9 protein-coding genes and 2 tRNA genes are annotated in these 12,986 nt (G+C 63.9%); 5 read left to right on the forward strand and 6 right to left on the reverse strand.

Annotated elements, in window-relative coordinates; genetic code table 11:
• Positions 1–3: 3 nt before the first annotated feature.
• The 4 genes from NZ740_07405 to NZ740_07420 form a co-directional block, all read right to left on the reverse strand.
• Complete coding sequence (locus NZ740_07405; protein ID MCS6771840.1) at positions 4–1,833, reverse strand: DUF2079 domain-containing protein; 1,830 nt, start codon at positions 1,831–1,833, stop codon at positions 4–6.
• A 224-nt stretch (positions 1,834–2,057) separates the two neighbouring features.
• On the reverse strand, positions 2,058–4,187 hold the full coding sequence (locus tag NZ740_07410; protein MCS6771841.1) for a sodium-translocating pyrophosphatase: 2,130 nt from the start codon (positions 4,185–4,187) through the stop codon (positions 2,058–2,060).
• A gap of 108 nt (positions 4,188–4,295) precedes the next feature.
• Positions 4,296–5,342, reverse strand: a complete 1,047-nt coding sequence (gene tsaD, locus NZ740_07415) for a tRNA (adenosine(37)-N6)-threonylcarbamoyltransferase complex transferase subunit TsaD (GenBank protein ID MCS6771842.1) — start codon at positions 5,340–5,342, stop codon at positions 4,296–4,298.
• The gene (locus NZ740_07420) at positions 5,339–6,616 is read right to left on the reverse strand and encodes a S41 family peptidase (GenBank protein MCS6771843.1); all 1,278 of its coding nucleotides are present in this window, start codon (positions 6,614–6,616) and stop codon (positions 5,339–5,341) included. Before NZ740_07420 ends, tsaD begins: the two co-directional genes overlap by 4 nt.
• 129 nt (positions 6,617–6,745) lie before the next feature.
• Here NZ740_07420 and NZ740_07425 point away from each other — a divergent pair, with 129 nt between their 5' ends.
• Positions 6,746–7,963: a tetratricopeptide repeat protein gene (locus tag NZ740_07425; GenBank protein ID MCS6771844.1), complete on the forward strand. Its 1,218-nt coding sequence runs from the start codon at positions 6,746–6,748 to the stop codon at positions 7,961–7,963.
• Here the strand turns inward: NZ740_07425 and NZ740_07430 are convergent.
• Both NZ740_07430 and thiD read right to left on the reverse strand, forming a co-directional pair.
• The gene (locus tag NZ740_07430; GenBank protein MCS6771845.1) at positions 7,957–10,287 is read right to left on the reverse strand and encodes a ComEC/Rec2 family competence protein; all 2,331 of its coding nucleotides are present in this window, start codon (positions 10,285–10,287) and stop codon (positions 7,957–7,959) included. The two genes, NZ740_07425 and NZ740_07430, sit on opposite strands and share 7 nt — an antisense overlap.
• Before the next feature lie 25 nt (positions 10,288–10,312).
• Positions 10,313–11,128: a bifunctional hydroxymethylpyrimidine kinase/phosphomethylpyrimidine kinase gene (gene thiD, locus NZ740_07435; protein MCS6771846.1), complete on the reverse strand. Its 816-nt coding sequence runs from the start codon at positions 11,126–11,128 to the stop codon at positions 10,313–10,315.
• 140 nt (positions 11,129–11,268) lie between these two features.
• Between thiD and NZ740_07440 the strand changes: the two genes are divergently transcribed.
• The 4 genes from NZ740_07440 to NZ740_07455 all read left to right on the forward strand — a co-directional run bounded on the left by NZ740_07440 (position 11,269) and on the right by NZ740_07455 (position 12,729).
• Positions 11,269–12,153: a hypothetical protein gene (locus tag NZ740_07440; GenBank protein MCS6771847.1), complete on the forward strand. Its 885-nt coding sequence runs from the start codon at positions 11,269–11,271 to the stop codon at positions 12,151–12,153.
• Positions 12,154–12,277: 124 nt separating this feature from the next.
• Positions 12,278–12,433, forward strand: a complete 156-nt coding sequence (locus tag NZ740_07445; protein MCS6771848.1) for a hypothetical protein — start codon at positions 12,278–12,280, stop codon at positions 12,431–12,433.
• Positions 12,434–12,498: 65 nt separating this feature from the next.
• Positions 12,499–12,575: transfer RNA gene (locus tag NZ740_07450), tRNA-Pro, on the forward strand.
• Between the two features lie 61 nt (positions 12,576–12,636).
• A tRNA-Ser gene (locus NZ740_07455) sits at positions 12,637–12,729 on the forward strand.
• Positions 12,730–12,986: the final 257 nt, after the last annotated feature.

The raw sequence follows: 12,986 nt of genomic DNA on the forward strand, positions 1-12,986 counted from the left end.
GCCTCACGGGCTGCTTTTCTCTGCCGGGACTACAAATGCGCGATCGAGCCAGAGCTCAATCTCGCCGCCCATGACCTGCAACTCGAGACGCGTCGGGGCGTGGAGTCGATATTCGAGGCTCTGTATTTTCCAGACGCCCTCCGGATCGGGATCGATCGGGACGGCAAGGACGTGACGTGCTGCTTTGGTGTCGTTCAGGATGAATTCTCCCGCATGCGCGCCGGGCCGCGGAGGCCTGCCGGCGCGAAATTCGATAGTAAACCGATGAAGGCCGGGCGCCAGGTCGATTTCGGCGCCCAGGACGACGGGTTTGCGTTTTGCGCCCTCGCGACCGGGCCAATAGCGTACGGCGCCCCGCTCTGGGTCAAGCCGGGTCGAGCCGAACATCTTGCGGCTGGTTCCGAGGAACAACGTCGGTCGGGCGTCGTTCTCGAGCAGGGTTTGGTTGCGGTTGGTCGGCGCGCCTTTCTGCAGCACGCAATACAAGCCATCAGCATAGAGCACTCCCCATGTGCCGGCACGGAGGAGGTCGAGGTATTCGCGGGGGATGCGATTCCGGTTCAGGAACGCCACCGAAACCTCCAGGTGCGTGGCCGAAGGCTCGACGAGATTCATGTAGAAAAGGTCCCGTCGGTTCGCCGCTAGTGACAGCAATTCACGCGGGGCGGTGAGGATCCCCTCTTTGGGAACGAAACGCTGAGCGACCTCAAGGGCGAGGACTCCCCATTCGTTGATGTGCTTGTACACCGGTCCGGTGTCGCGCAGCGAACCGAGGGTAAAACCGCGGGTCAGGTGCGACACGAGGGTTACCACGACGAGCGCGAGGGCTCGCGCCCACACCTGCCATTCGCGATGCGAGGCACGCGCCCGCGCGAAGGCGTCAACCAGCGCAATGCCCAGCGACGCCATGACGTTGGCCGAGTAGTGGATGCCGAGCTTGTATTGCCAAGGCCAGTGGCTGCTCAAATTCGCAATCAGCGGCAGCGGCAGCAGGACGACAAATGGGTGGGCGCGCAACCCAACGGCTGCGATACACGGAAAAAGCGCCCAACCCAAGGCTATGGCCCGCGGTTCCCAATTCTCAATGTAATCTCGCCATCTGCCGCCGAAAATTTCGCGGCGCGCCTCTAGGATATCGCTCCCGCGCGGATGGAGCATGGGATATAGCCAGCCGACCGCCACTGCGACATACAGCAGGCAGGCCGCCGCGTACATGTATCCGGCCCGCCATCGCCCTCGCACGGCTTCCATAAGAAGAAGCGGCACGGCGTAAAGCGCAGCTTCCTCGCGAAGCCCTGCGAGGAGCAGCAGCGGGAGCCACACCTGTCGCCGGTCGTTGGAGAGGCGCCAGTAGATCCACGGAAGGAACAGCATATATCCCGCGGTTGAATGGAATTCGCAGAGCTGGACCGCCTGCGTGAAGTGGTATCCGCACCACAGCACCGCGACGCCGGCCAGATAGGGCGCGGGCACTTGTTGGCGACGCCCGGCAAGCACAAGAAAAGTCCCGCCCGCCATGATCATCAGCCATTGCACGACGGAGAGCAAAAAGGGGTGGTCCCAGATGTAGAACAAGGGCCCCAGCAGCGCGAGCGTGAAGGAAAGATGGACTTGCAGGTAAGTTTGCGTGCCCGCGTGGTACGCAAACCAATTCCCACGGCCGGAATTCCAGATCATGTTCGTGTAGCGGATGTAGTCGCCCGACGTGCCGAATTTCCAGTGGGTAAACGCGCAGAAGCTCGAGTAGAGCAAGGCGATCGCGAACGCAGCGGCCAGCGCGAAAATGGCGCATGTGGCGGCCGGCCGCGCGGCCCGTCGGAGGCGTTCAAGCATGGAAGTGCCGTGGCTCACGAAATCACCATCGGGCGGGGAACCGAGGCGCCCTCCCCGCAATCCGTCCGCCCGGCCTAGAGAGATAATATGTCGGAATTTGACCTGTAAATCGCCAACTCGGCAGCACATCGGCGCACCCCGCACGCTTTGGGCCGCGCAGTTTTGCCAGATGAGAAAATCCGCTTCGATCGCGACGGTCGCCCGCGCCGATTACCGGATAACGCTCAGGGCGCGGCGTTGTGCGCGGGGGTCTCCACGGAAAGCGCTGAGCCGGGGTCCGCCTTACGCGAGTCATGGGTATGGGCCGACTCGACCAGCATAGGCGCGATAATCAGCGATACGATGCACATGAGCTTGATCAGGATGTTGATCGAGGGGCCAGCGGTATCTTTGAAGGGGTCGCCGACCGTGTCGCCGATGACCGCCGCCTTGTGTGCGTCGGAGCCTTTGCCGCCGAAATGTCCCTCCTCGATGTATTTTTTTGCGTTGTCCCACGCGCCGCCGGAATTCGCCATAAAAAGGGCAATCAGGACGCCAGAGACGAGCACGCCGCACAGCAGCCCGCCGAGCATTTCCAGCCGCCCAAAGTAGCCGACGGCGATCGGGGCAGCGATGGCAATTAGGCCTGGCGCCACCATCTCTCGGATCGCGGCGCGGGTCGAAATATCGACGCATCGCGCGTAATCGGGCCGCGCCCGGCCCTCCAGCAGCCCGGGCACTTCGCGAAACTGGCGGCGCACCTCGCCGATCATCGTGTGTGCGGCGCGCCCGACGGCGCCGATGGCCAGTGCGGAGAAGAAGAAGGGCATCATCGCGCCGATCAGGACGCCGGCCATGACGGTTGATTTCGTCACGTCGATTTCCGAAATCCCGGCACTCTGCTCGAATGCGGCGAACAGGGCGAGCGCCGTGAGCGCGGCGGACCCGATGGCAAACCCCTTGCCAATGGCGGCGGTGGTGTTCCCGACCGCGTCCAGCTTGTCCGTCCGGCGCCGCACCTCGGGGTCGAGTTTGGCCATCTGCGCGAGGCCGCCGGCGTTGTCGGCGATCGGCCCGTAGGCATCGACAGCGAGCTGGACCCCGGTGGTGGCGAGCATGCCGAGCGCGGCGATCGCCACCCCGTAAATGCCCGCACAATGGTGGGAGGCGACGATCGAGACCGCAAGGGTAAGGATCGGGGAAACGGTCGACATCATGCCCACGCCGAGCCCCGCGATGATGTTCGTTGCGGGCCCCGTCGTGGAAGAATCCGCAATGGCGATGACCGGCCGTCGGCCCTCGGCGGTGTGGAACTCCGTGAACAGGCCAACGAGGATCCCGCCAAGCAGCCCGGCGATGACGGCACAGTAGATGCCGGTAGCGGTGTACGTTCGTGCGCCGATTTGGAATTCCGCCGGCGCGATGGCGTGAATGAGGGGCCAGGCGGCCGCTGCCAGCAGAACTCCGGCGCCGATTGTACCCATATTCAACGCGTTCTGCGGATTGCCCCCCTCGCGCGTCCGGACCAAGAAGGTCCCGGCAACGGACGCCAGAATGCCAACAGCGGAAACGGCCAGCGGAAGCAGGACCAGTGGCATCGACTGCGCTGCCACGGCACCCAGGACCATAGAGCCAAGGATAGCGCCGACATAGGATTCGAATAGGTCCGCCCCCATGCCAGCGACATCGCCAACGTTGTCGCCAACGTTGTCGGCAATGACGGCCGGATTTCTGGGGTCATCTTCCGGAATGCCCGCTTCCACTTTCCCCACGAGGTCGGCGCCGACGTCGGCCGCCTTCGTGTAGATGCCGCCGCCGACGCGCGCGAAGAGGGCGATCGAGCTGGCCCCGAGCGAAAAGCCCGACAAGACCGGCAGAACCCGGGCGGCGACCGTTTGGAGATCCTCGCCCCACATCTGCACATACAGCCAAAACAGCGCCGCGAGTCCAAGGAGCCCGAGTCCGGCCACGCAGAGGCCCATCACGGCGCCGCCCGAAAAGGCGACCTCGAGCGCGGGCTGGAGGCCGAATCGGGCGCGGTTGGCGGTGCGCATGTTCGCCATCGTGGCTACGCGCATGCCAAAATAACCGGCGAGTCCGGAGCAGATCGCGCCAGCGAGGAAGGAAAGCCCGACGAGCCGGAGCGAGGCGTGGTTCAACGCGATCAGTAGCGCCGCAACCGCGAGCACGAAAATTGAGAGCGCCTTGTATTCGCGCGCGAGGAAGGCCATGGCACCTTCGCGGATGGCCGCGCCAATCTCTTGTAGCTTCGCATCGCCCGGATCCTGTTTTCGGATCCACGCGCTCTTGTACAGTGCGAACGCCAGGGCCAGACCGGCCGTTCCGATTGCCGTGTATATCAACGAGTAATCCATACCATCACCGCGGGCTGAATCGCCAAAGAGGCGCGAGTTTGGCGAAACACCCGACGCTGGTCAACCGCAATCCCGGGATACCCGCCTTCGGGTAACATCTCTGACCAGTCAGGCGGGCAGCGGCCAATCCGCGAGAATGTCTGCATCCAAGGGCGTAGGCTCGGCCCCCTCGGCCAGCAGGGCGGCGCCCAGCGCGGCGACCATGGCCGCGTTGTCGGTGCAATACTCGGGCGGCGCGGCCAGGAAGGCCAGCCCATGCGTCGATGCGACCTTCGCCAACGCGCTACGGAGGGCGGCGTTCCGGGCGACGCCTCCCGCGCAACCGACTGCGCGGGCGGAAATCCGCTCCAAGGCGCGGCTGACCTGCGTGGCCAGCGCATCGACGACGGCGGCCTGATAGGACGCGGCCAGATCGGCCAGTTCGGCGGGTTCCGGCGGCGGCCGGCCCTTCAAGTGATAGAGCAGCGCGGTTTTCAAACCGCTGAAACTGAACGCTAATTCAGGATAGGCCATGCGCACGCCGGGCCGCAAAGCCCGCACGTCTCCGCGCGGGAACCGAACCGCGTTCGGGTCGCCTCCACGGGCAAGGCGCTCGATTTCCGGCCCGCCCGGATATGGCAGGCCGAGCAGTTTGGCACCCTTGTCGAGGGCCTCTCCCGCGGCGTCATCCACCGTTTGCGCAAGCATCCGGCACCGGCCGGGCCCCTGGTACATCGCCAGAAGAGTGTGCCCGCCCGAAACGACGAGGACCAGCGTATCAGCAAGACCGCTGCGCGCAGGACGGGAGGGGTCCAGAACAATCGAATGCACGTGGGCTTCAAGGTGGTTGACGCCGATCAACGGAACACCGAGCCGGAGGGCCAAAGCCTTTGCCGCCTGGAAGCCGACGGCCAGCGAGGTTGGCAGGCCTGGCCCCCTTGTCGCAGCAACGGCGCCGATGTCCCGCCAGCTCAGCCGCGCCTGCTCCAGGGCGCGCTGGAGGAGGCCGGGCAGCGCTTCGACATGCTCTCGCGCGGCAATCTCGGGCACGACGCCCCCGAATGCGGCATGGCGCTGAACCTGTGTGCGCGTAACGTCGGCCAAAATCTCGCCAGTGTCGCGCGCCAGCGCGACGGCGGTTTCATCGCAGGAGGTTTCGATGCCGAGGGCGATCACGGCGCGGCAGCCGCGGCATATTCACCGGCCGGCCGGGCGCGCGTGAATTTCATGACGCCGCGCAGGACGTCCATCGCGCGCTGCAACTGCGGGTCTTCGGCGGCGCGGAGGGGGTCGGCATTCGGCTCCGCCCGCCGCTGAAGGAGGTTGCGGAGGTCTTCCGGCGACATAGGGACGACGATGTCGGGTTCGATTCCCCGATCCTGGATGATGCGCTCCGCTGGCGTGATGTAGCGGGCCGTGGTCAGCCGCAGCGCGGTGCCGTCGTCCATCGGGAGGACGCTCTGGACCGATCCCTTGCCAAATGTTTTTTCCCCGACCAGCACAGCGCGTCGGTTGTCCTGGAGGGCGCCTGCGACGATCTCCGACGCGCTAGCGCTGCCGCCGTTGACCAAAATCGCGATGGGAAACCCCTCATAGCGGGCGCGCTGACGGGCGCGATACACCTTGTTCTGTGAGGGGTTTCGGCCCTGGGTGGAGACAATCACCTGGTTGCGGTCGAGGAACAACTGGGCGACGTCGATCGCGGAGGACAACAGCCCGCCCGGATTGTTCCGCAAATCGATGACCAGCGCTTGCAGACCTTCGCCGCGGAGCCGGTCGAGCTCTTTTTTGAGGGCCTCGGCTGTCGGCTCGTTGAATTGCGTGATCCGGACGTATCCGATCCCATCCTGCAGGATGCGGGCATCCTTGACGGTGACGACCTCAATGTTCGCGCGCTCAATTTCCTTGGTTAGGAATTCGTTGGCGGGCTGGCGCATGATGCGAAGGGTCACGCGCGTCCCTGGGGCACCGCGTAATTTTTTCACGGCGTCGGGCAAACTCATGCCGTCGGTGGAAACTCCGTCGATCTCCACGATCCGATCGCCGGCGAGCAGGCCGGCGCGGAAGCCGGGCGTGTCTTCCATCGGCGCGATGATCGTCAGCGCGCCGTCCTTGATCCCTACGACGATGCCCAGGCCGCCGAACTGGCCGGAGGTGTCATCCTTCATCTCCTTGAACATCTCGGCGTCCAGGAACTGGCTGTGCGGGTCCAGGGACTGGAGCATGCCGCGGAGGGCGCCCTGCACGAGGTCCTTATAGGCAACACGGTTCGTGTCGACGTAATTTTCACGAATCTGTTCGATCGCGCGGGTGAAGATCGCGATGTGTTGATAGGGGTCGTCGCGCTCGGGGACCGGCTCCTGGGAGTAGAGCCGTGCGCCGAGCCACCAGTTCGCCGCGAGGACTCCCACGGCGATCGCCCAGCCCGCCCTGATTCCGAAACGCTTCACCGCTTGAATATCACTCCGCATGAATTTGTCCAATTAACGTACTGTACGCGCACGGCAGATGCAACCGTTACGGACGCAACTGGCATTTGCGGCATGGGAGACGGTGGCCTAAGATCGAACGGTTTGATCATGAAACAGGAATCGGATCGACCGAAGATTCAATCCATTTATTACCAAAAAGCGCCGTCGAACGGGGTGTCGTCGAGGGCTACGTCCGCCCCCGGCCCGGGTCCGCAGGCGGCCTCGGCGGAGCGCCGATCCCTGTCATCGGGCCGATCTTCGCACTTTTTGCGGAATCTGATGCTCTTTGTCGCGGTACTGGCGGGCATGTTGGTCGCCCTGCTTGCGAGCATGGCCGCCTTGCGGGCGATATGGGAGCGGCGCGATCGGGCACTGGTCGGCAACTTGCCTGCCGAACCAGCCGCCACAGGCCAAACGACGGGCGCCGCAGCGCCGGCTGCCTCGGGTTCTGAAACCGTTGCCGAGCCGCACGTTGCATCTGCCGAGCAGGAAACGGAGAAGATGCGCCGCGCAGCCCTCCTCGCCCGCCATGCCCGATCGCTGGAAGAGGCCGGCTCGCTCGATGAGGCCATTCGTCGCTATCAGGAGGCCGTGGCGCTCTGGCCGCATTCCAGCGCCACCTGGGCACAGTTGGGGCGGGCGTTGATCAGGGCAGAAGAGCATGCCCGCGCCCAGGAGGCTCTGGAACGCGCGTTGGAGGGAAATCCTTCCGCCGCGGACCTGATGAACGACCTCGGCGCCGTCCTCTTGCTCCAGGGCCAATCGAGGCGGGCACTGCGGTGGTTCGACTCGGCCCTTGCCAAGAACCCGCAATTTGCTCCGGCCTATTTCAACCTTGCCCTCGCGCAAATCGCGCTGAACGACCGCGCCGAGGCCCGCGCCAATCTCGAGAAATACCTGGAATTGGCGCCCCGCGACGCGCGGGCCTTGCGCGAGCTGGCCTTTCTGGACACGGTGGAAGGCCGCCGCGATCGGGCGCTCGAGGCGCTGGAGCGCGCGATCGAGCTGGCGCCGGACTGGGCGCTACTGTACCTCGATTACGCGGCGCTTTGCGCGCTCATGGGCCGCAGGGAACAGGCCATCGAATTCCTGAAGAAAGCAGAGCCGCTCTCATCACCCCGCGCAGTGTATCAGATCTATCTCGAGCCGGCCTTTCGCGAGATTCGCCTGACAGAGCTGGGCAGGTCTTTTGAACGCGAACTGGCGCAACGCGCCCGCGCGCGGATCGGCGAACAGGCGGACCTTCGGGAATTCCAGGCGCCGATCCGGCCGCTTCTCGCTGCGGAAGCCCCACTGCAACCGGCATCGCAGCCGGCCGATCAATAATCGTCCGTGTCCGGCGGGCGAATGCGATGCAATCGAAAGGAAATTCCCGCCGGCGACAAAACCGCCGTCTCGCCAAAGGCCACGCTTGCCATGATGCCGGTGTCCCCACCGCGCCAGAATTCCCCGGGCAGTTCCGCACGGAGCAGAATCTCCGGCTGCCAGCCAATCGGTCCGCCGCCGGTCGTCCGAAGGCGGCCCGATTGAATCAACGCCTGACCTCCCAAATCCGTTTCGAGGGCGGCGAGAAGCAAATCCAGTTTCGGATCGGACCCGGGCGTGAACATGGCCGCACACCTGCCCCATGCAACGCGAAGCACCAGTCCACCCGCCGCCGCGTTGGGCGCGGAAAAACTTTTGGGTGGATGAAGGACCTCCCAAAAGACACCGCCCTGTTGGATGGACATTCCCCGGTTTAGCGGAACCACCGAAATCGATTGCGAAGCGGCCCCGAGAACCATCTGGTGAAATGGACGTGAACGCCACCGCGTGCCGGGCACCCACAGTTGCCGAACGGGGATCGCAGCCGCGATGAGCGGGGTTGCGCCACCTGCCTCCATGGTCGCGCGCGTCAGGACAATGGCTTCAAGCCGATCCACGCCGCGTTCGCGAAGGAATCGAATGACCCGCGGCGCAGAAAATGCCGGGCCAGGGTCGACCAGCCAGTGCCCGCGCGGCGCTGTAACCAGCAGGGGCATCGCGGCGCCAAAATTCTTTGCGGCGATTGAAAAGGATGTCGCGCCATGCCACCCCCACGCCAGAAGGCCGGCCAGCAAAAGCAACAAGGAAGCCGCCCGCATCACCCGCCCGCCGCAAATTGCGCAGACGATAAGGATGGTGCAGCCCGCCGCAACGGCGGCCGGCGGCGACGCAACGCGCATATGGCCGTGTGGGACGTTGGCGGACATTTCAACGAGCCATATGAGCCAATCGGCAAACACCACGGCGGCGTGGTTGGTCACCTCGAGCAGAGCAGGATGAATCCACCCGATCACCATCGAAAGGCTCGCCGCGAACAGCGTCAGGAAGGCCAGCGGCAGCACGATCAAATTCGCTAACAACCCGACGGGTGAAATCAGGGAAAATAGGCTCGCGGCGAGGGGGGTTGTCACCAGCCAGGCGGCCAGGTTTGCGGCAACGAAATCCAAGACCGCCATCCGCACGCCCTCCGACGCCCCGTGTCGGGGCAGCGCATACTCGTCGGGAGGGAAGAGCCGGCGGGCGAGAGCGTCCCGAATGCGCGGCGCCATCAAAATCAGACCTGCTGCCGCGGCGAACGACAAAATAAAGCCCGGCCGCTCAAGCTGGGAGGGCGAAACCGCCAGAATGCCAAGACCAGCCAGAGCCAGGGCCGATTGCGCGTCAGGCTGTCGGCGCACCGCATCGGCGAGAAAGACGATGAGGGCCATGACCGTCGCCCGCACTGCCGACGGGGGCAGCCCCGTCACCATGGCGTAGCCAACAAGCGCAGGGGCCATGGCATAGATCCAATACGGCTTGGACAGTCCGGTTGCCCGCACCGCGGTCAATAAGAGCAGCGAGATCATGCCCACATGCGCGCCGGAGATCGCCATGATGTGGAGCGTGCCGGATGTCGCGAAGGCCTCGACGACTCGTGGCGGCACCTCGTGGCGAAGCCCAAATAGCAGAGCGCGAATCAGAGCCACCGCGTCCGGGGCATGGTCCACGCCGACCGCAAGCCGGGCCGACAACACATCGCGCGCCCGGAAACAGGCCGCCCGCAGATCCCACGCGCGCGCCGGAGCGAGCCGGCGCGCCGAGCCGGCGTCCGTCCTCATCGACAACCGCGGGGGCGAGACCACTCCCGGGGGTCCGCGCCGGATCACGCCCTGCAGCAGCCACCGCTCTCCGAATCCGGGACTAAATCCCGCGTCCTTCGCTTCAACAAGGACATAGACCCGCCCCGAAGCTCGAGTCCATGCGATCGCGCGCCGGACCTTCTCCACATCCACTGGAAACCGCCAGAATTGCGAATCGGCGTCGGAGCCCGAATCGCGGATCGGCGCGTCCGCGATTCGGCCGATGATTGCAAGGTGCTCCGCGCTCTGATGCATCCATCGAGACAGGAATGAAGGCTCGGGCGGATCGCGGGATATGGCGCCGTGCGCGCAAGCCCAAAGGAAGGCCGCCGCGTACACGAGCGCAGTGCGAGCAGGCGCCAGGGCGGGCACCATCCCTGCGACCAGAAGGGTTGCCCCAGCGCCAAGCCACAGGACGGGCGAAACCGTCGGCGCGGTTGACTGCACCATCAAGCCCGCGACGACTACGAGAAACAGGCCAACCAGCGGGCGGCGCGGTGGATGCAAACCCTCCGCGTCCCTCAGACCGCCTTCAGAAGGGGCCCTCGAGCGAGGCATTCCAAAAGAAATGGAGCGGCGAATGGGACCCGATTCGCACGGCGTGTTCGAGCGCGCCGGACACAAAATCTTTCGCGCGCCGTACCGCCTCGGCCAGCAGGTATCCCTTTGCCAGATAGGCCGTCACGGCGGCAGAAAAGGCGCAGCCGCAGCCGTGCGTCTCGTGGGCCTGGATCCTCGGTCCTTCGAAAAGAATCTCCTCGCCTTCATCAAACAGGACGTCGACGACCGAGTCGCCGCCGAGGTGACCTCCTTTCAAGATGCAGGCGACGTCGAATTTCTCGCCAATCTCGCGAGCCGCCGCGCGAAGGTCCGACAGGGTGGAGATGCTCCGGCCGGTCAGGATCTCCGCCTCATGCAGATTGGGGGTGACAACCCGAGCCGCTGGAAGCAGATGGTCGCACAGGGCCGCGACCGCGTCGGATTGTAGAAGTCGCGCGCCAGAGGCTGCGACCATCACCGGATCGACCACCAGCACAGGAATTCCGAATTCGAGGTCGGCTTCCGCAACGGCGCGAATGATGTCCGCCGAGTAGAGCATGCCGGTTTTTGCCGCCGCGATTGGAAATGCCTCGCATACCTTGCGGATTTGTTCTTTGACGATGCGGGGCTCAATCGCCGCGACGGCGGAGACACCGGCGGGGTTTTGGGCCGTGATGCAAGTGACCGCGCTGGCGCCGAAGACGCCGAGCGCTGAAAATGTTTTCAGGTCGGCCTGAAGCCCCGCGCCGCCGCCGCTGTCGGATCCCGCGATGGTAAGCGCCGCGTGGGAAAATGCCCGGGCATGCATGACGTCATGTTATCGGCGGGCCGGCGGCGGGCAAGCGAATCCGCGTTCCGTGGCGGCCCGTCTTTGGGTTTGACACCTTTTGCCGCAGCCGGCTAGTCTCTAATGCGTATCGGACAAACTTCTGGCGCGAGGAGAAAATTATGGCCAAAGCGTTGAAAGTCTTCATCATCCTCAACCTCCTCCTCAGCATTGCGGCGCTCTCGCTTGGCATTTGGCTGTTCACCATGCGTGAAATGCTGAAAGGGCGCACACAGAAATTGGAAAATTCAGTGGCGAGTGTCGCTGCCGCCTTGAGCCGGGGCGAAGATCCGTTCATTCGCGACCTCGGGGTGTCCATCGACCGCAACCGGCTGATGATCTACGAAAATCTTGAAAATCCCCGCGAGGTAATGGACACGGAACTCCAAAAATTCAGCAACCTCGCGCAGCAGCGATACCGAGAGCTGAACGATACCTATGCCGATTTGAAACGCACGTCTGACGAACTCGCCGACACGAAAAATCAACTCGCCCAGACGCGCCAGGAGCTTGCCGACGCCCGCAACGAAATCGCGCAGTTGAATCAGACGCTGGCCGAGCGAAACGCGGAAATTGCGCGGCAGCGTGAGCAGATCGAGACGTTGGACCGTGAGAAGGCCGACCTGCAGATGCAGGTCGACGAGCTGAACAACCAGATCACGAAACTCGAGGATGATCTGCAGGACCAGAAGGACAAGATTCTCACGCTCGAGCAGACCATTGCTGAACTGGAGGCGCAACTCGGCGGCCCGGGGATGGTCCGCCCATTGCCCAAGGGCCTTCACGGCCGTGTGCTGGTGGTGAACCGCGAATGGAATTTTGTCGTACTCGACATCGGCAGCCGCGTCGGTGTCGTCCCGAATGCCGAAATGCTTGTCCACCGCGGCGACCAGTTGATTGGAAAGGTCACAATCAGTGGGGTGACCCGCGATTTGGCCATTGCGGATATCCGGACGGAGTGGGCGCAAGCCCAAATTCAGGAGGGCGACTTCGTTGCTGTCCAATAAAGTACAGGCCATTCTGGCCATCTTCGCGTTTCTCTGCCTGGTGGCCGTGCTCGTGCTTCAGATCTGGGAGATTCATTTTTATTCGGCCCCTCCGAGCGTTTGGCCGATTTGAGGGAAAGGCGGGATGCGAGTTCTCGCAGGGATGGCGCTCGCCGGAATTTTGGCGATCCTGACGGCTGGATGTGCAACTACCGATCCGTATGCCGAGTCGTCGATTCCGTGGAATGCGCCCCAATCCTGGGAGAGCGCGCCGATGATTCCGGGACTTGAGGGGCGTTGATCGTAACGCGTCCTTCTGATGCGGTGATTGACGGGCCGTTTCCGGGTGATAGTCTTTTGCTGATTCGGGCCGTGGCTCAGCCTGGTAGAGCGCTTGCTTGGGGTGCAAGAGGTCACGAGTTCAAATCTCGTCGGCCCGACCATTTCAGCCCATGCTGATGCAGCGCGCGGGATGCGGCGCCGCCGGATTTCCCTGAATCCGCCGGAGGGGTGGCTGAGCGGTTTAAGGCGGCGGTCTTGAAAACCGTTGAGGGTCTAACCGGCCCTCCGTGGGTTCGAATCCCACCCCCTCCGCCACTTTGGATCTTCCTTCTTCTTGCTTCTTGTCCGCTGCGATCCCTCCTGCTCCACGCTACCTTCATCCGCCTAGCCTCCCTCCTTGCACCGACTATCAATCAAAAGCACGATAGCCAGCCTCTTTTTGGGAGATCACATTCGACAGTCGCGTGTGGAGATCTTACCTCGCTTCTCCTTCTAGCCATTCGGGCACACCAGAGTCAGAAACCTGCTGGAAAAATACGCAAACGAGTAGCTGCCCTCTGGCGCGAATATTC

Source organism: Kiritimatiellia bacterium (assembly GCA_025054615.1).
Taxonomy (GTDB): Bacteria; Verrucomicrobiota; Kiritimatiellia; order CAIVKH01; family CAIVKH01; genus JANWZO01.

Bases quoted from the DNA above. Each gene is read 5' to 3' on its own strand.
- NZ740_07445 (MCS6771848.1), top strand. From the start codon at position 12,278: ATGCGAGTTCTCGCAGGGATGGCGCTCGCCGGAATTTTGGCGATCCTG.
- NZ740_07410 (MCS6771841.1), bottom strand. From the start codon at position 4,187: ATGGATTACTCGTTGATATACACGGCAATCGGAACGGCCGGTCTGGCC.
- thiD (MCS6771846.1), bottom strand. From the start codon at position 11,128: ATGCATGCCCGGGCATTTTCCCACGCGGCGCTTACCATCGCGGGATCC.
- NZ740_07440 (MCS6771847.1), top strand. From the start codon at position 11,269: ATGGCCAAAGCGTTGAAAGTCTTCATCATCCTCAACCTCCTCCTCAGC.
- NZ740_07405 (MCS6771840.1), bottom strand. From the start codon at position 1,833: ATGCTTGAACGCCTCCGACGGGCCGCGCGGCCGGCCGCCACATGCGCC.
- NZ740_07425 (MCS6771844.1), top strand. From the start codon at position 6,746: ATGAAACAGGAATCGGATCGACCGAAGATTCAATCCATTTATTACCAA.